The 23,041-nt window shown below is 57.0% G+C and carries 24 protein-coding genes and 1 tRNA gene; 13 read left to right on the forward strand and 12 right to left on the reverse strand.

The window, feature by feature from the left end:
* The first annotated feature begins 49 nt into the window (after positions 1-49).
* A complete protein-coding gene (locus tag ACJ5NV_RS08520) occupies positions 50-724 on the forward strand; it encodes an acyl-homoserine-lactone synthase (RefSeq protein ID WP_411643241.1) in 675 nt (224 codons plus the stop codon).
* A 54-nt stretch (positions 725-778) separates the two neighbouring features.
* Here ACJ5NV_RS08520 and purB read toward each other — a convergent pair whose 3' ends face one another.
* Positions 779-2,083, reverse strand: coding sequence for an adenylosuccinate lyase (purB, locus tag ACJ5NV_RS08525; RefSeq protein ID WP_411643242.1), 1,305 nt, complete (start codon positions 2,081-2,083; stop codon positions 779-781).
* A gap of 83 nt (positions 2,084-2,166) precedes the next feature.
* Here purB and ACJ5NV_RS08530 point away from each other — a divergent pair, with 83 nt between their 5' ends.
* Complete coding sequence (locus ACJ5NV_RS08530) at positions 2,167-2,580, forward strand: DUF6314 family protein (protein ID WP_411643243.1); 414 nt, start codon at positions 2,167-2,169, stop codon at positions 2,578-2,580.
* 29 nt (positions 2,581-2,609) lie between these two features.
* On the opposite strand, the gene ACJ5NV_RS08535 is transcribed toward ACJ5NV_RS08530, so the two are convergent.
* Positions 2,610-3,320, reverse strand: a complete 711-nt coding sequence (locus tag ACJ5NV_RS08535) for a helix-turn-helix transcriptional regulator (RefSeq protein ID WP_411643244.1) — start codon at positions 3,318-3,320, stop codon at positions 2,610-2,612.
* 76 nt (positions 3,321-3,396) lie between these two features.
* Between ACJ5NV_RS08535 and ACJ5NV_RS08540 the strand changes: the two genes are divergently transcribed.
* Complete coding sequence (locus ACJ5NV_RS08540; RefSeq protein ID WP_411643245.1) at positions 3,397-4,017, forward strand: glutathione S-transferase family protein; 621 nt, start codon at positions 3,397-3,399, stop codon at positions 4,015-4,017.
* Between the two features lie 53 nt (positions 4,018-4,070).
* Here the strand turns inward: ACJ5NV_RS08540 and ACJ5NV_RS08545 are convergent, their stop codons facing one another.
* Complete coding sequence (locus ACJ5NV_RS08545) at positions 4,071-4,244, reverse strand: DUF1328 domain-containing protein (protein WP_411643246.1); 174 nt, start codon at positions 4,242-4,244, stop codon at positions 4,071-4,073.
* Between the two features lie 328 nt (positions 4,245-4,572).
* On the opposite strand from ACJ5NV_RS08545, the gene ACJ5NV_RS08550 reads away from it, so the two are divergent.
* Entirely contained in the window at positions 4,573-5,478 is a 906-nt protein-coding gene (locus ACJ5NV_RS08550; protein ID WP_411643247.1) for an endonuclease/exonuclease/phosphatase family protein, read from the forward strand.
* 290 nt (positions 5,479-5,768) lie between these two features.
* A complete protein-coding gene (locus ACJ5NV_RS08555) occupies positions 5,769-6,614 on the forward strand; it encodes a hypothetical protein (RefSeq protein ID WP_411643248.1) in 846 nt (281 codons plus the stop codon).
* A 94-nt stretch (positions 6,615-6,708) separates the two neighbouring features.
* Here ACJ5NV_RS08555 and glnA read toward each other — a convergent pair whose 3' ends face one another.
* Both glnA and ACJ5NV_RS08565 read right to left on the reverse strand, forming a co-directional pair.
* A complete protein-coding gene (glnA, locus tag ACJ5NV_RS08560; RefSeq protein ID WP_411643249.1) occupies positions 6,709-8,115 on the reverse strand; it encodes a type I glutamate--ammonia ligase in 1,407 nt (468 codons plus the stop codon).
* Positions 8,116-8,218: 103 nt separating this feature from the next.
* Positions 8,219-8,557 (reverse strand): P-II family nitrogen regulator, encoded by a 339-nt coding sequence (locus ACJ5NV_RS08565; protein ID WP_411643250.1) that lies wholly within the window; start codon positions 8,555-8,557, stop codon positions 8,219-8,221.
* A 174-nt stretch (positions 8,558-8,731) separates the two neighbouring features.
* Between ACJ5NV_RS08565 and ACJ5NV_RS08570 the strand changes: the two genes are divergently transcribed.
* The 3 genes from ACJ5NV_RS08570 (at position 8,732) to tig (ending at position 11,983) form a co-directional block, all read left to right on the forward strand.
* Positions 8,732-10,381: an NAD(P)H-hydrate dehydratase gene (locus ACJ5NV_RS08570; RefSeq protein ID WP_411643251.1), complete on the forward strand. Its 1,650-nt coding sequence runs from the start codon at positions 8,732-8,734 to the stop codon at positions 10,379-10,381.
* Between the two features lie 164 nt (positions 10,382-10,545).
* Positions 10,546-10,630, forward strand: a tRNA-Leu gene (locus ACJ5NV_RS08575).
* Positions 10,631-10,651: 21 nt separating this feature from the next.
* A complete protein-coding gene (tig, locus tag ACJ5NV_RS08580) occupies positions 10,652-11,983 on the forward strand; it encodes a trigger factor (protein WP_411643252.1) in 1,332 nt (443 codons plus the stop codon).
* A gap of 258 nt (positions 11,984-12,241) precedes the next feature.
* Here tig and ACJ5NV_RS08585 read toward each other — a convergent pair whose 3' ends face one another.
* The 5 genes from ACJ5NV_RS08585 to rpsF form a co-directional block, all read right to left on the reverse strand.
* On the reverse strand, positions 12,242-13,096 hold the full coding sequence (locus ACJ5NV_RS08585) for a DUF4394 domain-containing protein (RefSeq protein ID WP_411643253.1): 855 nt from the start codon (positions 13,094-13,096) through the stop codon (positions 12,242-12,244).
* Between the two features lie 342 nt (positions 13,097-13,438).
* A complete protein-coding gene (locus ACJ5NV_RS08590) occupies positions 13,439-15,397 on the reverse strand; it encodes a bifunctional 2',3'-cyclic-nucleotide 2'-phosphodiesterase/3'-nucleotidase (RefSeq protein ID WP_411643254.1) in 1,959 nt (652 codons plus the stop codon).
* Positions 15,398-15,630: 233 nt separating this feature from the next.
* Positions 15,631-16,260 carry a 50S ribosomal protein L9 gene (gene rplI, locus ACJ5NV_RS08595; RefSeq protein ID WP_411643255.1) on the reverse strand — a complete coding sequence of 210 codons (630 nt, stop codon included), beginning with the start codon at positions 16,258-16,260 and terminating at the stop codon, positions 15,631-15,633.
* Positions 16,261-16,272: 12 nt separating this feature from the next.
* Positions 16,273-16,500, reverse strand: coding sequence for a 30S ribosomal protein S18 (rpsR, locus tag ACJ5NV_RS08600; protein WP_320238886.1), 228 nt, complete (start codon positions 16,498-16,500; stop codon positions 16,273-16,275).
* A 20-nt stretch (positions 16,501-16,520) separates the two neighbouring features.
* On the reverse strand, positions 16,521-16,874 hold the full coding sequence (rpsF, locus tag ACJ5NV_RS08605) for a 30S ribosomal protein S6 (protein WP_411643256.1): 354 nt from the start codon (positions 16,872-16,874) through the stop codon (positions 16,521-16,523).
* Between the two features lie 270 nt (positions 16,875-17,144).
* Between rpsF and ACJ5NV_RS08610 the strand changes: the two genes are divergently transcribed.
* Positions 17,145-17,735 (forward strand): hypothetical protein, encoded by a 591-nt coding sequence (locus tag ACJ5NV_RS08610; RefSeq protein WP_411643257.1) that lies wholly within the window; start codon positions 17,145-17,147, stop codon positions 17,733-17,735.
* A 121-nt stretch (positions 17,736-17,856) separates the two neighbouring features.
* Complete coding sequence (locus ACJ5NV_RS08615) at positions 17,857-18,432, forward strand: YceI family protein (RefSeq protein WP_411643258.1); 576 nt, start codon at positions 17,857-17,859, stop codon at positions 18,430-18,432.
* Between the two features lie 59 nt (positions 18,433-18,491).
* Here the strand turns inward: ACJ5NV_RS08615 and ACJ5NV_RS08620 are convergent, their stop codons facing one another.
* A complete protein-coding gene (locus ACJ5NV_RS08620) occupies positions 18,492-19,688 on the reverse strand; it encodes a cytochrome b/b6 domain-containing protein (RefSeq protein ID WP_411643259.1) in 1,197 nt (398 codons plus the stop codon).
* Positions 19,689-19,845: 157 nt separating this feature from the next.
* On the opposite strand from ACJ5NV_RS08620, the gene fabD reads away from it, so the two are divergent.
* The 3 genes from fabD to ACJ5NV_RS08635 all read left to right on the forward strand — a co-directional run bounded on the left by fabD (position 19,846) and on the right by ACJ5NV_RS08635 (position 21,963).
* Positions 19,846-20,790 (forward strand): ACP S-malonyltransferase, encoded by a 945-nt coding sequence (gene fabD, locus ACJ5NV_RS08625; protein ID WP_411643260.1) that lies wholly within the window; start codon positions 19,846-19,848, stop codon positions 20,788-20,790.
* Positions 20,791-20,808: 18 nt separating this feature from the next.
* Positions 20,809-21,546: a 3-oxoacyl-[acyl-carrier-protein] reductase gene (gene fabG / locus ACJ5NV_RS08630; protein WP_411643261.1), complete on the forward strand. Its 738-nt coding sequence runs from the start codon at positions 20,809-20,811 to the stop codon at positions 21,544-21,546.
* A gap of 183 nt (positions 21,547-21,729) precedes the next feature.
* Positions 21,730-21,963 (forward strand): acyl carrier protein, encoded by a 234-nt coding sequence (locus tag ACJ5NV_RS08635; protein ID WP_411643262.1) that lies wholly within the window; start codon positions 21,730-21,732, stop codon positions 21,961-21,963.
* 45 nt (positions 21,964-22,008) lie between these two features.
* Here ACJ5NV_RS08635 and ACJ5NV_RS08640 read toward each other — a convergent pair whose 3' ends face one another.
* On the reverse strand, positions 22,009-22,941 hold the full coding sequence (locus ACJ5NV_RS08640) for a PilZ domain-containing protein (RefSeq protein WP_411643263.1): 933 nt from the start codon (positions 22,939-22,941) through the stop codon (positions 22,009-22,011).
* Positions 22,942-23,041 lie beyond the last annotated feature (100 nt).

The raw sequence follows: 23,041 nt of genomic DNA on the forward strand, positions 1-23,041 counted from the left end.
CGAACGTTCCGCGAACAATTGTTCGCGCTTGGGTAGAAAGAAAGTGAACATGGAAAATATAACATTCAACCTCGCGCAACTTCACCAGTATGGCAGCGCATTTTACGAATTTCTTGCATTGCGGAAGACATTTTTTGTCGACCAGTTGGGATGGGATATTCCGCATGATGACCATGTTGAAATGGATCAGTATGATAACCCTACGGCACATTATTCGCTGGTTCTGAAAGATGGTAAAGTTGTGGGTGGCGGACGTGCGATGGCGACGACTGCTGAATGGGGATCACACACCTACATGTTGCGCGACGCCGTTGCTGGAAAGCTCGTCGGTATTCCGGCTGATATCATTCCTGATGCAGCCGTCCATCGGGGCGTCTGGGAATGTACACGCGTTGTGATTTCAGATGAAATCACGTCCGCTGACGAGCGTGCACAGTGTTTGTCCCTGATTGTCGACGGGTTGGTCGGTGAAGCCCGCAAGAAAGACGCGACTGAGATGATCACTCTGAGCAGGCCTTCGCTTTTGCGGGCGCTGCGCAAGTTGGGATATGACGTCAAATATATTGGTGCGCCCTATGTGAACGCGGAAGACGGTCGCCGCTATGTCGCAATGAGCATGCCTGCGGTGATGGCCGGACGTCACGCTGCGACGGCGGTTCATACGCTGCCGAAATCAACGCATCTGCCGCAACACTATCCCGTGCACGCGCCTTCGGTTGTCTGATGCAGAATAGGTGACCGGCCAGCAGTTTCGCCCCGGCCGGTCACGCAAATTCGTTCAGGTGCCAAAGACACGGGCAAAGATCGTCTCCACATGTTTGGTGTGATAGCCAAGATCGAATTTCTCTTCGATCTCAGCAGGTGACAGCGCGGCTGTGACCTCTTCATCGCCGAGCAGTTCGGTTTTGAAATCCGCACCCTGCTCCCAGACTTTCATCGCGTTGCGCTGCACGAGGCGGTAAGCATCTTCGCGGCTGACGCCCGCTTGGGTCAACGCCAACAGAACCCGTTGTGACATGACCAGCCCACGGAATTTATTCATGTTAGCCAGCATGTTGTCGGGATAAATAACCAGTTTCTCGATCACGCCCGCAAGCCGGTGCAACGCGAAATCGAGTGTGATTGTCGTGTCCGGCCCGATTGCACGCTCGACCGAAGAATGGCTGATATCGCGTTCGTGCCACAGGGCGACATTTTCCATCGCGGGTACCACGGACATGCGCACCAGACGCGCCAGCCCGGTCAGGTTTTCGGTCAGGACTGGATTGCGTTTATGCGGCATCGCGGACGAGCCTTTCTGGCCGGCTGAAAAGAACTCTTCAGCCTCCAACACCTCGGTCCGCTGCATGTGACGGATTTCGATCGCAATGTTTTCGATGCTGCTGGCGATCACGCCGAGCGTGGCAAAGAACATCGCGTGGCGATCGCGGGGGATCACCTGGGTGCTGATCGGTTCGGGGATCAGGCCCAGTTTCGCGCAGACATGTTCCTCCACCGCGGGGTCAATATTGGCGAATGTGCCAACAGCGCCGGAAATCGCGCCGGTGGCGATTTCTTCGCGGGCCGCCAGCAGACGGCTGCGACTCCGGTCCATTTCGGCATAGAAGCGGGCAAATGTCAGCCCCATGGTGGTGGGCTCCGCGTGGATGCCGTGGCTGCGCCCGATGCGGATTGTGTCTTTATGTTCATGCGCGCGGGTTTTCAGCGCGGCGAGCACCCGGTCCATACCGGCGATCAGGATATCCGTGGCGCGCACCAATTGCACATTCAACGTGGTGTCGAGCACATCCGAAGATGTCATGCCCTGATGCACAAAGCGGGCCTCTGTCGATCCAATATGTTCGGCCAGATGGGTGAGAAAGGCGATCACGTCATGTTTGGTGACGGCCTCAATCTCGTCGATCCGGGCGACGTCGAATTCCACATCTTTCGCTTTCCAGACGGCCTCGGCGCTTTCTTTGGGAATCACGCCCAGATCGGCTTGCGCGTCACAGGCGTGGGCCTCGATCTCGTACCAGATGCGGAACTTGGTAGCGGGGTCCCAGATAGCGGTCATTTCGGGGCGAGAGTAACGCGGGATCATATGGGACACCTTTGATATGGGCTGGGCAGCGGTTTCGCCTTGCCTCATAAAGCGCTGGTGCGAAAGGCTCAAGGGAGACAGATATGTTGGGACCGCGCGATTTCGAAGGCCGCTGGCAGATCACACGGGAGATCACCGACCGGCAGGCGGGGCAGAGCGGGCGGCTTGCGGGGGTGGCGACGCTGACGCAGCAGGGGGTAGATCGGCTGCTTTATGCAGAGACTGGCACGCTGACCTTGGGGGATGGCGCACCGATGGTGGCTACGCGGCGCTATCAATGGCACTTCAGGTCGGACAGTGTCGAGGTAACATTCGAAGACGGTGCGCCATTTCACAGCTTTGCACCTGCGGGATATGTGACCGGCACGGAACATCTGTGCGGTGAGGATACCTACCGCGTGCGCTATGATTTCATTCCCTGGCCGCGCTGGCGCAGCGTCTGGATCGTGACTGGCCCGCGCAAGGATTACACGTCAATTACCGAATTCATACGTTAGCTGAGTCGTAAGGTGGGTCTTGACCCACCTTACGTTGTGGCGTCTGTTGGCGCTGGATAGCGGGTCTCGCGTTGCTTGGCGTAGTCGCGCAGCAGGGCGGCGCGGCCGGGGCGGAAGGATGCGCCAGAGCGGCGTAGCCCATTGATCCGAGGCAGTAGGAAATGCCGATAATCCTGCCGCAGACAGCACCAGCCCAACAGACCGATCTTGCTTTCTACATAGGCAATCACCAGCGGGTAGACCCGGCGCGTTGTCGCCCGGCCTGCAGCATCCACGTAATCAACCTCAAGCTCTTCTTCACCCCAGAGCGCGGCCCGGATCACGGACATGTCGGGCAGGGTGGCCGGGTCGGCATGGGTGCGGATGGCCATATGGGTGGCATGCAGCACCTGCCGCTGCACCCGTTCGGGTAGGCTGGCCGATATCTTGGCCAGCGCCGCGCTGGCTGCATTGGCCAGATCGCGGTCGCCGCGTTGCTGCACGTCGCTCAGGCCAAGCACCAGCGCCTCAACCTCCAGCCGGTCAAACATCTGCGGTGGCAGGGCGGGGTCCTCGGTCAGGGTGTAGCCATAGCCCGGCGCCCCGTCGATCAGCGCACCGCCCGCGCGCAAGCTGTCGATGTCGCGATAAAGCGTGCGCTCGGACACTTCGGTTTCTGTGGCCAGCCGTGCGGCGGTGACCGGCTGCGGCAGTTGCCGTAGGGCCTGCAAAAGGCGGAATAGGCGTTCAGAGCGGCTCATTTCATCCTGACGAAAACTGACAGTGGTAAGGGCGTAAGACCAGCAGCATGGAAACCACGCAAAAGGACATCACATCATGCTGACATTGTATCACGCCCCATATTCACGTGCGACACGGATCATCGCGCTGATCGCGGAACTGGATATTTGGGATCAGATCGACATTCACACTGTGAGCGTTGCGCGCGCGGATGGGACAGGCGGGGCTGACCCGGCCAACCCGCATCCCGACGGCAAGGTGCCTGTTCTTGTTCATGACGGGGTGGAGATCCGCGAAACCATTGCGATTATGCTCTACCTGACCGATCTGTTCCCGCAGGCAGGCTTTGCGCCGATTACGGGGGACAAGGATCGCGGCAGCTATCTGAGCTGGCTGGCCTGGTATGCCGGGGTGATGGAACCGGTCTATGTGGCTGTGGCGGCGCAGGTGGAACACCCAATCTTTCATGCGACCTTTCGGGGCGTGGCAGAGGTTGTGGCGGTGCTGAAATCCCAATTGTCAGAAACGCCCTATCTGCTGGGCGACAGTTATTCTGCGGCGGATCTGTTGGTCGTCTCACCCTATCAGTGGTTTCAGGACGGGGTGCCGGATGATCCGGTGATCAAGGACTGGGTGGCGCGTTGCACGGCGCAAAATTCGCATGCGGTGGCTGGGCGCTATGATGCAGGCCTGACCGCCAAAGCCATCGTAGGCTGAGGCATAAAAAAAGGCGCTGCAAATGCAGCGCCTTTTTCAAATCGTCCGGTCATTCAAACCGGTGGTTTGCCCCGCACGGCACGCGAAATCATCGCGATGACGAACAGGATCAGGAACACAAAGAACAGAATTTGTGCGATACCTGCGGAGGCACCGGCGATCCCACCGAAGCCCAGAACGGCGGCGATCAATGCGATCACCAGGAATGTAATGGCCCAACCCAACATAGCGTCTTCCTCTCTTCTATTTACAAAATGGCATCATATATGCCTTGCAGAAAGAACGTGCTGCGGGCCATTTGGTTCCCGGTTTTGTGTTGCGTTAAGTTTTGTCGGCGCAGACGGGGCGGATGATCGGCGTAGCTCTCAGGAAAAACTCTGCAAGAATTCACGCATATCTGTCGTGCTTTGCTGCATGATCTGTGCAAGCGGGCGCGATAAAATCAGGCATGCGGGCGGTTTGAGGAGCAGGGTGAACAATGTGTGATATATGGACGGGACGGGCGCGCAGCATGCACCCACGCGGTGGACGTCGCAGCGTTCTCAGAACCGCCGCATGATACCTGTTCCCTCAACGTTGGAACGCCGGGGCAGGGCGACAACACTGCTGCGCTGGGTAGCCCGTATGCTGGCATGCCTGCTTGTGTTGGGCGTGGTGGCAGGTTTCGCTGGGCGGCTGCACCCGGTGGGTGACACCCTTGCGCTGCTTCGTATACCGCTGGGCGGGATGTGTTTGCTGATTGCAGCCTGCCCGGCGCCGCGCCGGGACCGGGCTGCGCTGATCATTGCGGCCTTGCTAGCGCTTGGCACCACGCTGCCGTTGTTTGGGTCGGGGCAGGCAGGCGGTGAGGTGACCGTTTATAGCAAGAACCTATGGTATCGGAATTCTGCGCTGCCGGAACTGGCCGCTGATATCCGTGCCAGCGGGGCAGAGGTGGTGATGCTGCAAGAGGTATCGCAGCGCAATGAGGTGATCCTGACCGCGCTGCGCGATACCTACCCCTACCAGCATCTTTGCCGGTTTTCATCGTGGAGCGGGCTGGCAGTGCTATCAGCCTATCCGATCATGGAGACGCGCTGTTCTGACAGGCGGGCCGCCGCAGTGGCGCGGCTGGCGGGGAACGGGCAAAGCTTTTGGGCGGCCTCTGTCCATCTGCAGTGGCCCTATCCGTATGGCAACGCGGCGTCTGCAGAGAGGGCGGTTGATCTGCTGGCTGATCTGGATGGGCCGGTTGTGATGGCGGGGGATTTCAACATCTTTCCATGGGCGGCCAGCGTGCGTGGCCTGAACCGGGTAACGGGTACAAGCACGGTCGGGCCTATCCGCCCTACATATTGGTTGCGTGGCGTGCCGATTTTTCTTGATCATGTCCACGCGCCGGGCGGCGGCAGCGCGTCCTATCGCCCGCTGCTGGGATCGGACCATGCGGGTGTGTTGGCGCGGGTGAATCTGCACAAATAAGGTGGCTTAAGAGCCACCTTACGCGCCCGAACGGGCCGTAGCCATCAATGAGCCCTGCGATATACGCAGATGAAGAACGTGCTATTTGGCCCTCCAAAGCCGAATTTCTGCATTGAATTGGCGGGATTACGCCAAATGAACCGGCTGAAAGGCGACTTTTGGCCGGATTGCAGGGCCGACGCTTTCACAAACTGCGAAGCTTGGCCAATGTGCACATAACATCAAGCATCCATTGCAGTGCAGGATAGATTTAGCGCGCATGATGCGCGCCCGAAAAAAAAGGGACAGATATGGGGACGTTTATCAAGACGCTGTTTGGCGCGCCGTTTGTGGGCCTTGTGGCGCTGATCGGTGCTTTACCATATTTGTTGCCTGCCGCCGGGCTTGTGGTCTTGCACCCGTGGTTCACCCTTTCGCTTGATCAGACCGCGGCCATCACCACTTTTGTCAATGAAATCCCGGTGCGGTTCGGCTGGGCGCCGTTGAGCTTAGAGATTGACGCCGTTCTGGCGGTTGAGATCGTCGTGATCGGTTTCTTTGTGCTGCTCTTTCTATTCCGGATACAAAGCACCGCACTACACATGCTGGGCATCGCGCCGCTGCGCCCGCTGCGAGCACTGTTTTTACCTGCGTGGCGCTGGCTTTTGCTGCCCGGGCTGTTGTTCGCGGCACTAGGCATAGCGGCATTAGTGATCGGCGCGGAGCGTTTTGCGGCACATGAATTGCGGCTGGAACGATTGGGCTGGCCGGTGAACACCATGTCGGTCGCAGATCATTACGCCCAGCACAGCAGCTATTTACGGGCGCTGTTTGCGGTGATGCTGGGGGTCTTCGCGGTGTTCGGCCTTGCCATGGTGCAGAATTCGACGGCGATCAGGGTGCGCATGTTTTTGGTACTGCGTGACATGCCCAGCATCCTGATGCTTGGGGCAGCCTATGCGGTGCTGAGCACGGTCGCGATTGTCTATCTGTTCCAAGGCGCGCGTCTGGTTTTACCCGTAACCTACATCAATCAGTATGCAACGCTCGGTTCTGCACTGCTTTTGAACGCGGTGCTGTACTTTACGCTGATGTCGGCGGCCTGCGCGTTTTTGCTCAAGCGGCAGCTGATGAAGGTGGTCGCTTATAGCGACTAATCACATCGTCACGGGGCATTGGCCCCCGCAGACTGGACAGTAAAAAACCCGCCAGATTGCGCTGGCGGGTTTTGTTTTTGGGATATCGCTGAAATCAGCAGCTGTAATACATCTTGTATTCCATCGGGTGGGGTGTGTGCTCGTAAGCGTAGACCTCTTCCCACTTCAGTTCCATGTAGCCTTCGATCTGGTCCTTGGTGAAAACATCACCGGCGGTCAGGAATTCATGATCGGCTTCCAGCTCTTCCAGCGCTTCACGCAGGGATGCGCAAACGGTTGGAATTTCGGCCAGCTCTTCTGGGGGCAGATCGTAAAGATCCTTGTCCGAAGAGGGGCCGGGGTCGATCTTGTTCTTGATGCCGTCAAGGCCAGCCATCAGCAGTGCGGCAAAGCACAGATATGGGTTGGCGGCAGGATCTGGGAAGCGGGCTTCGACGCGCTTGGCCTTGGGGCTTTCGGCCCATGGGATCCGCACGCAGCCAGAGCGGTTACGGGCAGAATAGGCACGCAGCACAGGGGCTTCGAAACCGGGGATCAGGCGCTTGTAGCTGTTGGTCGACGGGTTGGTGAAGGCGTTCAGCGCTTTGGCGTGCTTCAGGATGCCGCCGATGAACCACAGAGCTTCCTGGCTCAGGTCAGCATATTTGTCGCCCGCAAAGAGCGGCTTGCCATCTTTCCAGATCGACATGTTCACGTGCATGCCGGTGCCGTTGTCGCCTGCGATCGGCTTTGGCATGAAGGTGGCGGATTTGCCGTAAGCCTGTGCCACATTGTGGATCACATATTTGTACTTTTGCAGATCATCGGCTTGCTTGGTCAGCGTGCCAAAGATCAGGCCCAGCTCGTGCTGGCAAGACGCCACTTCGTGGTGGTGCTTGTCGACCTTCATGCCCATGCGCTTCATGGTAGACAGCATTTCAGAGCGCATTTCCTGTGCGTCATCGATGGGGTTCACTGGGAAATAGCCGCCCTTGACGCCGGGACGGTGGCCGGTGTTGCCCATTTCGTATTCGGTGTCGGTGTTCCAGGCGCCGTCGATGGCATCAACCTGATAGGACACTTTGTTCATCGACACGCTAAAGCGCACATCGTCAAAGACAAAGAATTCAGCTTCGGGGCCAAAATAAGCGGTGTCACCGATGCCAGAGGCTTTCAGATATTCTTCGGCCTTTACAGCGGTGCCGCGCGGGTCGCGGTCATAGGCTTCCATCGTGTCGGGTTCGACCACGTTGCAGTGAATGCAAACGGTTTTTTCGGCATAGAACGGATCGACATAGGCGCTGTCGGCCTGTGGCATCAGTTTCATGTCGGATTGGTCGATGGATTTCCACCCGGCGATGGACGACCCGTCAAACATGAAGCCCTCTTCGAGGAAATCTTCATCAACCAGGTCAGCGACAACAGTCACGTGCTGCAGCTTGCCGCGCGGGTCGGTGAAGCGGATATCGACGTAGTCGACCTCTTCATCCTTGATCAGTTTCAGAACAGCTTTGTTGTCCATCTAAGTTACCTTTCCTTCCCTATCGTATTTGGAATTGCGACGCCCCGAAGGTGTGCAGGGCGTTGAATAAGAGACCCCGGAGCAGGTCCGGGGTGGTGTTGTATTAAAGCGCGTCGTCGCCGGCTTCACCGGTACGGATGCGAATGGCCTGCTCGACCGGTGAGACAAAGATTTTGCCGTCGCCGATTTTATCTGTCTTGGCTGCGGCAATGATCGCTTCGATTGCGCCCTCGACCTGATCATCGGCCAAAACGACCTCGATCTTCACTTTGGGCAGGAAATCGACCACATATTCGGCCCCGCGATATAGCTCTGTATGGCCCTTTTGACGGCCGAAGCCTTTGACCTCAATAACAGAAAGACCCTGCACGCCCACCTCTTGGAGTGCCTCTTTCACCTCATCAAGCTTGAATGGTTTGATGATCGCTTCGATTTTCTTCATCCGCCCGCGACTCCCCTTTGGTGTTTCAGTGGTGGTCAGACCATTTCTCTTGCACCGGTACAATTCGTGGCAGAACCTGACCACAGGCTTGTCTGGGGAAAGCATATGTGTTGCACAAATATTGTGCAACTCGCCTTCTGATCGGGCGATTTGAAAACTAAAGGTGCTGAACACATGACCGAACTGCTGACCGCTGCCCAAATGCGCGCCATCGAACAGGCAGCGATTGAGAGCGGTAACGTCGCCGGGCTGGAATTGATGGAGCGCGCGGGGCAGGGGGCGGTAGGTGCGATTCTCGCCGAATGGCCGGAGTTGGGTGTAGGGGAGCACCGTGTCGTGGTTCTGTGCGGCCCGGGGAATAACGGCGGCGACGGGTTTGTGATCGCCCGGTTGCTGAAAGAGGCGGGGTGGGAAGTGGATGTGTCCCTATATGGCGATGCCGGGAATTTACCGCCGGACGCGAAAGTAAATTATGAACGATGGGCTGCGATGGGGGCTATCCGGGCCTACAGGATCGATCCGCCCCCTTTGGTAGATGACTATCTGAAACTGCCGGATCGGTTCGATCTGCTGATTGACGCGGTATTCGGTAGTGGTTTGACCCGCCCTTTCACCGGATTATTCACCATAATCGCGTTGGGGCGCGAAAGATTGACAGAGGCCGGGGTCAAATGTGTCGCGGTAGATGTGCCAAGCGGCCTATGCGCCGATAGTGGGCGAGTCTTGGGTTGTGTGATACCCGCCGATTTAACAGTCACATTTCACAGACAAAAGGTCGGGCATTTTCTGAACCAGGGACCAGAAGTATCAACAAAAATTTCAGTTGCTGATATCGGGATAGAGGGCAGCCCCCGATCCCGGGTGGGGGCGGTCGGGGGCTGCCCGGCTGCGCCGGGTGACGCGATTCAACTGGTAGAAACGCCTCGTCAGCTCGATAAATTTAATGGCCACAAATACAGCCACGGCCACGCCCTGATCCTTTCCGGGGGTGTCGGTAAAGGCGGGGCAGCCCGCCTTTCTGCGCGGGGCGCATTACGCATCGGGGCAGGGGCCGTCACCATAGGATGCCCACCCGCCGCGCTGATTGAAAATGCGGCACAGCTCACGGCGATCATGCTGACGGCGGTCAAGGATGTCTATGCATTGAATGACATTCTAAAGGACGACCGGATCAATGCGCTGTGCCTTGGGCCGGGGTTTGGTGTGGGAGACCGGGAAAAGGCACTATTGGCCGCTGTGCTAGAGCATCGCAGTCCCGGACGTGATCCGGGACCTCAACCGGCAGGCCAAAGTCAAGGACCCGGATCACGTCCGGGACTGCGGCGCATTGTTTTGGACGCGGATGTGCTCAGCTTGCTGGCACAGGACGAAAGCCTTTTTGCCAAACTGCATAAAGACTGCGTGCTTACCCCACATGGCGGCGAGTTTGCGCGGCTGTTCCCTGACATCGCCGAAAGATTGAACCAGCCTGCCAGCACAGGCCCGGCCTATTCCAAGGTCGATGCCACGCGGGATGCCGCCAAACGGTCAGGGTGCGTGATCCTCTTCAAAGGGCCGGATACCGTCATCGCGGACCCATCAGGGCGGTGCAGCATCAATGCTGCTGTCTATGAACGATCTGCGCATTGGCTGGCCACCGCCGGGTCAGGCGATGTGCTGGCCGGGTTCATCACCGGGCTGCTTGCCCGTGGGTTCGATCCGATGCATGCGGCAAAAGCAGGGGCATGGCTGCATACGGAATGCGCGCGCAGCTTTGGGCCGGGGCTGATTGCCGAAGACCTGCCCGAGGAACTGCCAAAGGTGTTCCGGACACTGGGCCTGTGATCGCTCACCTGATACATCCGGATCGCCACCCCTCGCGCGCAGCATCATAAACGACGTTGCGGACACCGCCCAACGGGTGGTTATTTTTCCTCTCGCATCCCGCCATGACCTTTGCTAGACAGCGCGCAAACACGGGTCAGGCGTTGCTTGGCCCTTTTGATAATGCGGGTGTGGCGAAATTGGTAGACGCACCAGATTTAGGTTCTGGCGCCGCAAGGCGTGGGGGTTCAAGTCCCTCCACCCGCACCAAAAATATGGAAGAGAGATAACATGCAGGTCACCGAGACCCTGAACGAAGGCCTCAAGCGGGAATACGCGATCACCGTCACGGCGGATGAACTTGACGCGAAAGTCGCGGAAAAGCTGAAAGAAGCGCAGCCGGGCGTCGAAATGAAGGGTTTCCGCAAGGGCAAAGTGCCTATGGCACTGCTGCGCAAGCAGTTTGGCCAGCGCCTGATGGGTGAATCAATGCAGGAAGCCATCGACGGCGCCCTCAGCAAGCATCTGGAAGACAGCGGCGACCGCCCTGCGGCTCAGCCTCAGATGAAGATGACCAATGAAGATTGGAAAGAAGGCGACGACGTCAACGTCGAAGTCTCTTACGAAAAACTCCCCGACATTGAAGACGTCGATTTCGCCTCCGTCTCGCTGGAGCGGATGGTCGTGAAAGCCGATGACGATTCTATCAAAGAAGCGCTGGATAACCTTGCCGAAAGCCCGCAAGCGATGACTTACGAGGCGAAAAAAGGCGCAGCCAAAGACGGCGATCAAGTCGTGCTCGACTTCGTTGGCAAGGTCGATGGCGAAGCTTTCGAAGGTGGCACCGCCGAGGATTACCCCCTTGTGCTGGGCTCTAACTCTTTCATCCCCGGCTTCGAAGATGGTCTTCTTAAGGTCAAAGCCGGTGACGAAAAAGACGTCGAAGTGACCTTCCCAGAGGATTATCAGGCCGAGAACCTGGCTGGCAAGAAAGCCGTTTTCACTTGCACTATTAAAGAAGTCAAAGCCGCCAAAGCGCCTGAGATCGACGATGAGCTGGCCAAGAAATTCGGTGCTGACGATCTGGAAGCACTGAAAACCCAGATCAAAGAGCGCCTTGAGGCGGAATACACCGGTGCGTCTCGCGCCGTAGCGAAACGCGCCCTGTTGGACGTGCTGGACAGCAAAGTGTCCTTCGATCTGCCCAAATCACTGGTCGAGGCAGAGGCGGGTCAGATCGCACATCAGCTGTGGCACGAAGAAAACCCCGATGTAGAAGGCCATGATCACCCCGAAATCACCCCAACGGATGAGCACAACAAACTGGCCGAGCGCCGGGTGAAGCTGGGCTTGCTGCTGGCCGATATCGGTCAGAAGGCTGACGTGAAAGTCACCGATCAGGAAATGACGCAGGCCGTGATGAACCAGGCCCGTCAGTACCCCGGTCAGGAACGCCAGTTCTTTGATTTCGTACAGCAAAACGCCCAGTTCCGTCAGCAACTGCAAGCGCCACTGTTCGAAGACAAGGTCGTTGACCACATCTTTGAACAGGCTGCCGTGACGGACAAAGAAGTCAGCAAAGAAGACCTGCAGACCGCTGTCGAAAAGCTCGAAGAAGAATAAAGCCTGCCATCAGGCAAGCACAAAGGGCGTCCCGCGGGGCGCCCTTTTTCGTTCCCGCTGGATAACGCCACCCGATCACAAGTTGCGGAAATAAAAATACCCACGGCCAACAGACTGTGGGTATTTCCTGTGCCGTGGCACTGTGGGGCGCCAAAGGATTTCGATCTCTACCTGAAGCACCAATTGCGGACTTTCGCCTGCGGCTCAACCGCAATTGGTGATGTGTGATGTCTCAGGTTAGAACCGAAACGCTTTAGATCACATGCCCTGTGCTGCGGCGAAGCCTGTAAAGCCGCCCATGCCCAGATCGCCCAGATCTGTCAGCGCACCTGAAGTCAGGTCAACCATATAAAGGCCAGCGCTGTCTGCGCCGTCGATCTGTAGGATCGCATACGCCATATCGATGCCTTCGGCAGGTGACACGATGTCAAAGCCACCGGCATCGGTCACGTCGACCGCTTCGCCATCGACGGTCAGCAGACCAACAGTCGCAAGTTCACCGGCGTTATTGGCCAGTGTGACTAAGGCGTTCGCATGGGCGTCCAGCGCATATTGCGCCGTGGATGCGGCCTTAGAACCAGCGATTGCATTGGTGTAGGCGTTCGCAAAGATAATCGGATCTGTCCCGGCGGAATTGTCACCGTCCACATAGAAGGCATCCGTAAAGCGGCGCACGGAATTGGCGCGCTCGTCATTGTCACCGAAACCGGCGGGGAAATAGACAAGGTTGGAACCGTCAGCACCCACGGCACGCACCGCGTCGATCTGGTTGTTGAAATCAAAAGCAACCGCGCCGTTAGCGATCACGGCATCATCCATGAATGTCGCGCCTAGATCGGTCAGCGCGCCGGACATCGGGTTGATTTCGTAAAGGGTACCATCGGCAAAGCCCAGAAGCTGACCGGTGACAGGACGATACGCGATGGCGCGCAGCGGCGTGTCCAGCGTGTATGTTTGCACGTCGCCCGGGGTGGCGATATCCGTCATAGTGACCAATGTGCTGCCATCGTCGGCCAGTGCGTAGCCCATTGTGCCAGCGTGACCCATGGAAAATGCGGGGGCTGCCAGTGTAAGTGCAGCAAGGCTCAAAGCGGCTGTGTGCTTGATGGTCATGTGTATCGTCCTTTTGGTTTGCCAAGACCTGCTCTTTGCGGGTCATCTGCTCAATCCACGGACAACAGCGGGACAAAGTTTCGCGCGGGTGATTATTTTTTTGAATTTGGGCGTGCGCGGGCCGGGGGCTGGAAACCTGCGACCGGTGAAGCCAAATCTAACCCCGCGTTCAGAGATCAACCGCACGCAGCGTTAACCCGGCCCATGCCGCGCGGAAGTCCGATGAAAGTCCGACGCATTTCCGATAGGTGATCGCCCGCGCATTTCCCTGCATGAACAGGTAAACGGGCATAATTGGGACGGTGGGCGTCGCGCGGTGGGCATCACCCACCGCGCGTTGCGTTACATGTCGATACGGAACAGGGCAAAGCCGCTGTCGGAACTGCCCGCGGGGGCGATCTTCATCCCTGCGACGCTATCTGCATAGGCCGCACCGGCGGGGCCGGTTTCGAACATCAGCGAAGTGCCGGGCATTGGCGCAAAGGACCAGTTGGCATCGGCCTTTGGATCAATCGTGCCCTGGTCCACGATATAACGTACAATCACATCACGGTTGGTGTCTGGCCCTTCAAAGATGATCGTGTCCCCGCCTGCACCGGGGAAACTGCCCCCGCCAGACGCGCGGTAGTTATTCGTGGCCACCACGAATTCCTGTGCCGGATCAATCGGTTCACCTTCGTATTCCAGATTGACGATCCGGTTGGCATCCGGGTTGATCACCGCGCCCTCCCTGTCGAATTTTGACGGCTGGGTCAGGTCGATTTGATAGGTGACACCATCCATGACGTCGAAATTATAGCTTGGAAATTCAGGGTTCAGCAGGGTCGCGTCGGTTGCCCCGGCATCCACCTGATTGAACATACCGGCAGAGCGTTCCAGCCAATCCTTGACTTGCGCGCCAGTGACTTTCACCGCGCGGACAGTGTTGGGATAAAGGTAAAGGTCAGCGACATTCTTGATCGCCACATCCCCGACAGGCACATCCGTGAAATATTCTGGCCCGCCCCGGCCACCGGCTTTGAACGGCGCTGCGGCCGATAGCAAAGGCAGATCGGCGTACTCAGTGCCTGTTAACTGTTCTTTGATATACCACATCTGCGCGTTCGATACGATCTGAACCGACGGATCATCGGCCACCAGCGCAAAATAACTATGCAGCGGGGCAGCGGTTTTGCCCACGGCAGTGCGTACATAGGTCAGCGTGTCGTCGTGGATATCCTGAATGGAATCGAGCACCGGTTGATAGTCGCCCACCAGTGCCGTGACGCTGCGGTCTTCTTCGCGTCGCGAAATAGGCCGCGCCTCGGATGTGTGGGACAGGATGCGCCAGCCATTGCCGTCGCGTTCCAGCATCAGATCGACAAGACCCATATGGCTGCCCCAGAAGCCCCCCATGACACCCGGTTTGCCGCCAATTGTGCCCGCATCCACATCAACCCCGGCCCAGTCAGCGTAGTTAGAGGATGGGAAAACCAAATGGCTGTGCCCGGTCATGATCGCGTCGATGCCTTCAATCGCGGCCAGCGGAATGGCAGCGTTTTCCATCCCGTCGGTGTGATCGGCAGCGCCAATGCCAGAGTGGGCCAAAGCAACAATGATATCAGCACCTTGCTCCTTCATCTGCGGAATATAGGCGCGGGCGGTATCGACGATATCGCGGGCCTGCACATTGCCTTCCAGATGCTTGCGGTCCCAGTTCATGATTTGCGGGGGGACGAACCCGATCAGACCGATCTTGATCGGGTAGGTGACGCCATTGCCATCGGTGATCTCGCGATCAAGGATCGCATAGGGGGCCACCAGTGTTGTGTCATCGGTTGGATTGGCAGCCATCTCTTTGACAACATTGGCAGAAACCACAGGGAAAGCCGCCCCGGCGACGGATTTCATCAAAAAGGACACACCATAGTTGAATTCATGATTGCCCAGAGTAGAGCCATCAAAACCCAGCGCATTCATCGCAGTGATGACAGGGTGCATATCGCCTTCGCTCATGCCGCGCTCGTAGGCGATATAATCGCCCATCGGGTTGCCCTGCAAAAAGTCACCATTGTCGAGCAAAAGCGAGTTCGTGGATTCCGCGCGAACACCTTCGATAATGCTGGCTGTGCGGCTTAGCCCGACAGTATCAACGGGGCGGTCAGCGTAATAATCATAAGGAAAAACATGCACATGCAGGTCAGTGGTTTCCATCAGCCGCAGATGGGCCTGATTACCCTGCGCACGGACGGAAAACGGATGCATTGCAATCAGGCTGGACGTGCCCGCGATGAAGTGACGACGGTTCATTTTAAACGACATGGTATCCCCCGAGGATCTATGAGTGTGGTGCCGTGATTAGACGCCCGGATTGTAACACAGACAAGTCTGTGCGGTGTCATCGGACCTGCGCGGCGCCAAAATATTTGCCTTATATATTGATTTGATTGAATTTTCAGCAGCCATCGGCTGGTGATGCCAATACCTTTCAGGCTGCTGGACAAACGAATAAGGCCGCCCCAAAGGGCGGCCTTATTTTGCGTGACTGCAGAAACTTAGTTTCTGTCGTCTGCCGCGTCTTCAGGTGTTTCGACACCAGCAGATTCTGCCAGATCGTCATCGTCAGATGCAGCCGAACCAATATCGTCGAACAGTTCCTGAATTTCGAATTCAGCGGCAGCTTCTTCTTCAGCGGCCAGTTCCTGGATCGACTTGCCAGAGGCTTGCAGTTCAGCCTCTTCCTGCGAACGGGCAACGTTCAGTGTGATCGTTGCGTCCACTTCAGGGTGCAGCTTGACCAAGAGATTGTGCAGGCCAAGATCCTTGATCGGGCCAGTCAGCACGACCTGTTTCTTGTCAACGGTAAAGCCGTTTTCATTCGCCGCATCAGCCGCGTCACGCGGGGTAACCGAACCGTAAAGCGCACCGGAGTCAGAAGCAGAGCGAATCACGATGAATTTCTGACCATCGAGTTTCGCAGCCAGCGATTCTGCCTCTTTTTTGGTTTCGAGGTTACGTGCTTCCATCTGCGCTTTTTCGGTTTCGAAACGGGCGAGATTGGCAGGGTTTGCGCGCAGCGCCTTGCCTTGCGGCAGCAGGAAGTTACGGGCGTAACCTTCCTTGACGTTCACGACTTCGCCCATCTGGCCCAGCTTGGCCACACGTTCGAGAAGGATGATTTCCATGGTGAATTCTCCTTACTTTACAGCGTAGGGCAGCAGGGCGAGGAACCGTGCGCGCTTGATGGCTTGTGCCAGTTTGCGCTGGTTCTTTGCACCGACAGCGGTGATGCGGGCGGGAACGATTTTGCCGCGCTCAGAGATGTAGCGTTGCAGCAGTTTCGTGTCTTTGTAGTCGATCTTGGGGGCGTTATCGCCTTCAAACGGATCGGACTTGCGACGGCGGAAAAATGGTTTGGTTGCCATGATTTATTGTCCTTCTCTGATCAACGACGTTCGCGACGTTCGCCGCGCTCTTCGCGCTTTTGCATCTGCACCGAAGGCCCGTCTTCATGTGCGTCGACCTTGATGGTCAGCACGCGCATCACGTCATCATGCAGGCGCATCAGACGTTCCATTTCCTGCACAGCAGGGGCAGGGGCATCGGTCCGCAGGTAGGCATAATGCCCTTTGCGGTTCTTGTTGATCTTGTAGGCCATGGTCTTGACGCCCCAATATTCGTGATCAACCAGCTTGCCGTCGTTATCGGCAAGCACGGATCCGAAATGTTCGATGAGGCCTTCAGCTTGCGTGTTGGACAGGTCCTGACGCGCAATCATGACATGCTCGTATAGCGGCATGTGAACTCCAGTTCGTTTATCAGCGCATTTCAAAGGGAGGGGCAGTGAACCTTCCGCACCCCACCCACGAGAGGCTGCGCAGTTACAGATCTTCACGGAAGGATGGGGCCTTATACATAGCCCACGGATTGATGCAAGCCTTGCTTTGCTGGTGTTTTTCCGCGTTCCGCAGAAGATTGACAGATTTCTTAACCCTGCCTTCACGGTGCCCCTTTATTGCCTGTTTTGACTGTAATCAAACCGCGGGGGGTGCAGCATGGAAAGGCCGCGATGACTGATTTCAACGCACCCGAAGGGAGCCTGCAAATGCATTTGGCAAAATCATCCTGTTTTACGGTGGACGATACCTATTGGGGTTACATCGTGCGGTCGGGGCGTGGTCCGGCCATTGGCATAATGCTGGCGCAGGCGGCGTCATTTTTTCTGGGTGCCTGTTTTTTGACTGCCGCGCTTGGCATTCTGATCCTGCCGATGATGGGCTTGGCAGATAACCTTGGCGCGATTGGCATCGGGGCCGCCGTCATGTTCATGACGGTCGCCGCCTATTTGTTGTGGTTCGCAAGCCGGGGTACGCAGTCGGAGGTGCATGTTGATACCAGCGTCGGCGAAATCCGCGAGATGATCTGCAACCGTACAGGCAAACCGACCCTCGTGGGCGCTTATGGTTTTGATACGGTCAGCGGCATCCATATTGAAGAGCAGGCAGAAGGACAGCAGGCGCAACTGGTCATGCAACACAGGAACGGCGCGCACCATCTGATCATCGCCGAAGGCAGCGCAGCGCAGTTGATATCCTTGCGCGACAGGCTGGGGCAGGATCTGATGATCGCACCCAAGGGGGCTGCTCGTCAGGTTGCCTAAGCTCGGCAGGTTTTCGCTTCTGCGGTGCGGCGAACAGAATCTGTTCGTATTTGCGGGATTGAGTTGTGAGGGAAAACGCTATGTTATGAAGCGTTCCTTTCACCTTCAACTGGAGTTTTCCATGAAGACCACTCTTATCGCCGCTCTTGTTGCAAGCACATTTGCTGCAACTGCATCTGCTGAAACCGAATCCTATGTTCTGGACCCAAGCCACAGCCAGATCGTTTTTACCTATAACCATTTGGGATATTCGACCGGAATGGGCATGTTCTCTGGTTTTGAGGGCGAGATTGAACTCGACCAAGAAGATCCTGCTGTATCCTCCGTCAATGTGTCTTTCCCCGTGCGCAGCATGCTGACCGGCTGGGAAGCCCGTTTTGAGCATTTCATGAGTGATGATTTCTTTGGCGCATCTGACGACGACATGGTGACCTTTGCCTCTACCGGGATCGAAGTCACCGGCGATGACACTGCATTGATCACTGGCGATTTGTCGATGAACGGTGTGACGAAATCCGTGGTACTGGATGCGAAGCTGAACCAGTTGAGCGATCACCCGATGCAAAACAAACCCTGGGCTGGTTTTGATGCGACAACCACGCTGCTGCGCTCTGATTTCGAAGTGGGTGCCTTTGCCCCATTCGTGAGCGACGAAGTTGAAGTCACGATCTCTGTTGAGGCGATGAAAGCCGAATAAGTCTTTCGGTTGAAAAACCGTTTGAAGGAAAGGGCGCGCCCATCGGAGGCGCCCTTTTTTTATTCGCCGCGCGTCGCTTGGAGGTTGACGTTAACGCTGACCCCGAAGCCAAGGTTGCTTTCGTCACCCATGCTTTGCCCGATCTGAAAATCCCGCCGGTCGAGCGAGAGTGATCCGGCCATTTCCGCGTTATTGCCATTCAGCGACAGCACAAAGGGCATGCTGACTGGCACGGTATTGCCCTTGATCGTCAGCGTGCCGTCCGCAAGGTAGCTTGTCCCGTCAGCGGTAATATTCGCTGCGAATGTGGCGGTTGGGAAGTCGGCGACATCAAAGAAATCAGCGCCCATCGCCTGATCCGTCACAGAGCCGAGCTTTAGCGATCCGATGGCGACGGTCGTTGTCACATCGCCCAGCGTGCCTGTGCCTTCGGGGTCGAAATTGATGGCCGATGTCCAGTCTTCGAACTGTCCGGTGACCGGGCTGCCCAACTGGGTGACGCTGATTTCGATGCGCCCCTCAGTCACTGTCCATTCCGACGACACGTCGGCGAGTGCAACTGTTGCGGCTGGGCCGTCGTGGTGGAACATGCCGCCCATTGCGCCGGCACCTGTGGCCAGCCCGAATACGATCAGCGCCGTCAGCGGGGCCGCCCATGATCCCTTGTGCGCGGTGACTTCGGGTAGGTGTTCAGTGGCACCGAACCACATGCGTTGCAGGGTCGAATCCTTGTCGACGATCAGATGCTTGAACGCGCCAGCAATATGCAGACCGATCGCTGCGATCATCACTTTGCTCCAGATCCAGTGTAGCGTGGCAAAGAGTTCTGACACGCTTTCGTTCTTGGGCACCAATGGCAGATCCTGCCCGAGGGGCAGCAGGATCGGTGCAAAGCCGCTTGTCGCGGCGTGGTGGATCCAGCCGGTCAGCGGCACGGCTACAAGCGAGATATAGAGCAGCCAATGCACCAGACTGGCCAGTGCGTTTTCCGCGCGGCGGTCGGGATGCAGTTCGCCCGGCTTGGTCTGGGTCAGTGCCCAGAGAATACGCGCAAGCGCCACGAGAAATACCGCAACGCCGAGTGTCTTATGCACCGAAAACAGCTGTGCCTTGAGCGCAAGCTGCGCATCCGTTTCATAGGGCAGCCGGTTTGCAATCGCGCCAAGCGGAATCAATACAAGGATAAGCAGGGCGGTCGCCCAGTGGAACAGCTTGGTCACCGCGCCATAGCGGGTGGCGGTATTTGCGAGCGACATTGTTTTCTCCGTTTTGTTTTCGGCGAAGCTATCACCGTTATAAAACAACGCATAGCGAAACGGTTAGCAGAAAAATGTGCATTGCCGCGGCTTGCTTGTGCGCGGCTGCGGGGCAGGGTAAGCCTTGACCCAACAAAAGGACGCAGAGGAGAGAGCCATGCGGGCATTCGTATTTCCCGGACAGGGCGCGCAAACCGTGGGCATGGGCAAGGATCTGGCAGCGGCCTATCCGGCGGCGCAGGCCGTCTTTGACGAGGTTGACGCCGCGCTGGAAGAAAAACTGTCCGACCTGATCTGGGCGGGCGATATTGCAGAGCTGACCCTGACCCGCAATGCACAGCCAGCACTGATGGCGACCTCACTTGCTGTCATGGCGGCGCTGAAGGCCGAAGGTGTGGATGTCACTGCGGCCTCTTACGTGGCCGGGCATTCGTTGGGTGAATATTCGGCATTGGCGGCCGCTGGCACGTTTTCCGTGACCGACGCCGCCCGTCTGCTGCGCGCACGTGGTGCGGCGATGCAGGATGCGGTGCCGGTGGGTGTTGGCGCGATGGCGGCACTGCTGGGGTTGGGCTTTGACGATGTGATCGCTGTCGCGCAAGAGGCGACGCAGCCCGGCGCGCTTTGCGAGGTGGCCAATGACAATGACCCGTCGCAGGTTGTGGTGTCTGGCCACAAAGCTGCGGTGGAGCGGGCGATTGAGATTGCCAAGGAAAAGGGCGCGAAACGGGGCATGCTGTTGCCGGTCAGTGCGCCCTTCCATTGTAGCCTGATGGCCCCGGCGGCCGAGGTGATGGCTGAAAAGCTGGATGCGGTCACGATGGCGGACCCGGTTGTCCCGCTGGTGGCGAATGTTATCGCGGAACAGGTGACGGGTGCTGGTCCGATCAAGGCGCTGCTGATTGAACAGATCACCGGCAGCGTCCGCTGGCGCGAGAGCGTGGCCTATATGGCGGGGCAGGGCGTGACCGAGATCTATGAAATCGGAGCGGGCAAGGCTTTGTCCGGGATGGTCAAACGGATTGACCGCGCGGTGACCGCTACGCCGGTGAGCACGCAGGCTGATATTGTCGCCATGGCAGCGGCATTGAACGAGAATTGATAAAGCAGGGGCTGAGAGATGTTTGATCTGACTGGAAAGAACGCGCTAATCACGGGCGCATCTGGTGGCATTGGTGGCGCGATTGCAGGCGCGTTGCATGCGGCAGGCGCCACTGTGGCCCTGTCCGGCACCCGTACAGAGCCACTGGAAGCTTTGGCGGCAGAATTGGGTGAGCGCGCCCATGTGCTGCCCTGCAATCTGAGCGATGCTGCCGCAGTCGAGGCCTTGCCCAAGCAAGCGGCAGAGGCGATGGGATCGGTTGATGTGCTGGTGAATAATGCCGGGATCACCCGCGACAATATCTTTATGCGCATGTCGGATGAAGAGTGGAGCAGTGTGCTGGAGGTCAATCTGACCTCGACCATGCGTCTGTGCAAAGGTGTGATCCGTGGCATGATGAAAGCGCGCTGGGGCCGGATCGTGAATGTCTCTTCCATCGTGGGGGCGACGGGCAATCCGGGGCAGGCCAACTATGCCGCATCAAAAGCTGGTATGGTTGGGATGTCGAAATCAATCGCCTATGAGGTCGCCAGCCGTGGTATCACGGTCAACTGTGTGGCTCCCGGTTTTGTCACGACACCCATGACTGACAAGCTGACGGACGAGCAAAAATCAGGGATACTTGCGCAAGTTCCGGCGGGACGTATGGGCGAGGCGTATGAAATTGCAGCGGCTGCGCTTTACCTTGCCAGCCCGGAAGCGGCCTATGTCACAGGCACCACTTTGCATGTGAATGGCGGCATGGCAATGTTGTGAGTGATGCGCCGCCGAGAGGCGCTGAAAGCGTTTGCCTTGAGAGCATTCTCTGTTATAGGCCACGCAGATTTGCTGATGGTTGCGGGGTTTCGCAGTTGTCAGTATTCGCCCTTCATGGGCATAAGCATGGGTGAAAGCCCTACCTAGAACGGGTGTAAGCCCACAAAGACATGAGGAAAAAACATGAGCGACGTTGCTGACCGCGTACGCAAGATCGTTGTAGAACATCTTGGTGTTGAAGAAGACAAAGTGACGGAATCGGCGTCCTTCATTGATGATCTGGGTGCCGACAGCCTTGACACAGTTGAGCTGGTCATGGCGTTCGAAGAAGAGTTTGGTATCGAAATTCCTGATGATGCTGCCGAAACGATCCAGACTTTCGGCGATGCTGTGAAGTTTATCAAAGGCGCACAGTAACGCGCGTTTTAAAGGTTTGATGACGGCGCCTTTGGGCGCCGTTTTTTATTTACGGTGTTTGGCGGCTGACAGTTCAAATTCGTTGTCTTGTACATGTAGTACAGCAAGAAATCTGATTGATTTTTTGAATTGTACGCCTGCGTAGTTGACGTTGCTCCACATAACGACACCTTGCCGCCAAGTACCCGCTATCATGATTTCAATTTCGGATTTTACTGACGGTGGTGGATCAGTGTAGTGGACAATTTTTGTACCATGCCCGCTGATATCTATAAGCTTTACAGGCGTTTCCCGGCTATTTAGCCTGGCACGTGTTTCAAAGTGGGCAGGGCGACGCTTTCTGCGTCGGCGCGTTCTTCTGGTCCAAATGGCTACAAACTTGTTGAGTTGGATCAAGGCAACAACGGTAACCGCAACGCCAAAAACGGTAATTCCGGTCACTTTGTAATCGATGCCGAACGGTTTTGTGACTTGGGTGTCTTTGAGCGCCACAGGCGATGAAGATCCAAAACGACCATCCTCATCTATGGAAGTTGCGGGAGCATAACCGTTCACGGAATTGTCGCTGATATCATCAGTGCAATGTAATGCGCGAAGATGGCTTTGGGCGCGCTGCAAATTTTCCCTTATGTCTGGGTCAAGGAAATGTTGCCTGACGCTGATCTGATCACTTTCCGATGCCTTTGGAATAAGTGTCGCTGTGTCGTTCAGAAGCTGCTGAAAGACGCGGTGCCGCTGTGGCACTTGTGTGGATTCCACAGCGCGCAGTACTTCTGTCACTGGTAAGGCGCGCAAATGAATCTGAAGGAAATACAGCTCTGACTCTGAGAGTGACGCGCGACCGCTGCGGGCGAGCTGCAGCTGAAAATTTGTGATTTGGGTGAGTCTGTCAATGATTGCGCAATTCGCAAGGGCGGGCATTGCACTGCAAAGCCACATGATTTGACAAGCAAAGAAAAGCAGGAGCGTTCGCATCATGCGCCTAGAAGTTATGTGGCGGATATTCGCGTAATTTTGTTAATCACCAGTGAAAACTAACGTGAATTCCTGAGCATTGCGCGAGGGCGCGCACTTGCTC

The sequence above is a fragment of the Loktanella agnita genome, from assembly GCF_046640325.1.
In the GTDB taxonomy this organism is placed as follows: domain Bacteria; phylum Pseudomonadota; class Alphaproteobacteria; order Rhodobacterales; family Rhodobacteraceae; genus Yoonia; species Yoonia agnita.

Coding starts and splice junctions, on each gene's coding strand:
- ACJ5NV_RS08635 (WP_411643262.1), top strand. CDS start 21,730: ATGAGCGACGTTGCTGACCGCGTACGCAAGATCGTTGTAGAACATCTT.
- ACJ5NV_RS08585 (WP_411643253.1), bottom strand. CDS start 13,096: ATGACCATCAAGCACACAGCCGCTTTGAGCCTTGCTGCACTTACACTG.
- ACJ5NV_RS08610 (WP_411643257.1), top strand. CDS start 17,145: ATGACTGATTTCAACGCACCCGAAGGGAGCCTGCAAATGCATTTGGCA.
- rplI (WP_411643255.1), bottom strand. CDS start 16,260: ATGGAAATCATCCTTCTCGAACGTGTGGCCAAGCTGGGCCAGATGGGC.
- ACJ5NV_RS08535 (WP_411643244.1), bottom strand. CDS start 3,320: ATGAGCCGCTCTGAACGCCTATTCCGCCTTTTGCAGGCCCTACGGCAA.
- glnA (WP_411643249.1), bottom strand. CDS start 8,115: ATGGACAACAAAGCTGTTCTGAAACTGATCAAGGATGAAGAGGTCGAC.
- rpsR (WP_320238886.1), bottom strand. CDS start 16,500: ATGGCAACCAAACCATTTTTCCGCCGTCGCAAGTCCGATCCGTTTGAA.
- ACJ5NV_RS08540 (WP_411643245.1), top strand. CDS start 3,397: ATGCTGACATTGTATCACGCCCCATATTCACGTGCGACACGGATCATC.
- ACJ5NV_RS08590 (WP_411643254.1), bottom strand. CDS start 15,397: ATGTCGTTTAAAATGAACCGTCGTCACTTCATCGCGGGCACGTCCAGC.
- rpsF (WP_411643256.1), bottom strand. CDS start 16,874: ATGCCGCTATACGAGCATGTCATGATTGCGCGTCAGGACCTGTCCAAC.
- ACJ5NV_RS08620 (WP_411643259.1), bottom strand. CDS start 19,688: ATGTCGCTCGCAAATACCGCCACCCGCTATGGCGCGGTGACCAAGCTG.
- ACJ5NV_RS08520 (WP_411643241.1), top strand. CDS start 50: ATGGAAAATATAACATTCAACCTCGCGCAACTTCACCAGTATGGCAGC.
- fabD (WP_411643260.1), top strand. CDS start 19,846: ATGCGGGCATTCGTATTTCCCGGACAGGGCGCGCAAACCGTGGGCATG.
- purB (WP_411643242.1), bottom strand. CDS start 2,083: ATGATCCCGCGTTACTCTCGCCCCGAAATGACCGCTATCTGGGACCCC.
- ACJ5NV_RS08615 (WP_411643258.1), top strand. CDS start 17,857: ATGAAGACCACTCTTATCGCCGCTCTTGTTGCAAGCACATTTGCTGCA.
- ACJ5NV_RS08550 (WP_411643247.1), top strand. CDS start 4,573: ATGATACCTGTTCCCTCAACGTTGGAACGCCGGGGCAGGGCGACAACA.
- ACJ5NV_RS08640 (WP_411643263.1), bottom strand. CDS start 22,941: ATGATGCGAACGCTCCTGCTTTTCTTTGCTTGTCAAATCATGTGGCTT.
- ACJ5NV_RS08565 (WP_411643250.1), bottom strand. CDS start 8,557: ATGAAGAAAATCGAAGCGATCATCAAACCATTCAAGCTTGATGAGGTG.
- ACJ5NV_RS08555 (WP_411643248.1), top strand. CDS start 5,769: ATGGGGACGTTTATCAAGACGCTGTTTGGCGCGCCGTTTGTGGGCCTT.
- fabG (WP_411643261.1), top strand. CDS start 20,809: ATGTTTGATCTGACTGGAAAGAACGCGCTAATCACGGGCGCATCTGGT.
- tig (WP_411643252.1), top strand. CDS start 10,652: ATGCAGGTCACCGAGACCCTGAACGAAGGCCTCAAGCGGGAATACGCG.
- ACJ5NV_RS08545 (WP_411643246.1), bottom strand. CDS start 4,244: ATGTTGGGTTGGGCCATTACATTCCTGGTGATCGCATTGATCGCCGCC.
- ACJ5NV_RS08570 (WP_411643251.1), top strand. CDS start 8,732: ATGACCGAACTGCTGACCGCTGCCCAAATGCGCGCCATCGAACAGGCA.
- ACJ5NV_RS08530 (WP_411643243.1), top strand. CDS start 2,167: ATGTTGGGACCGCGCGATTTCGAAGGCCGCTGGCAGATCACACGGGAG.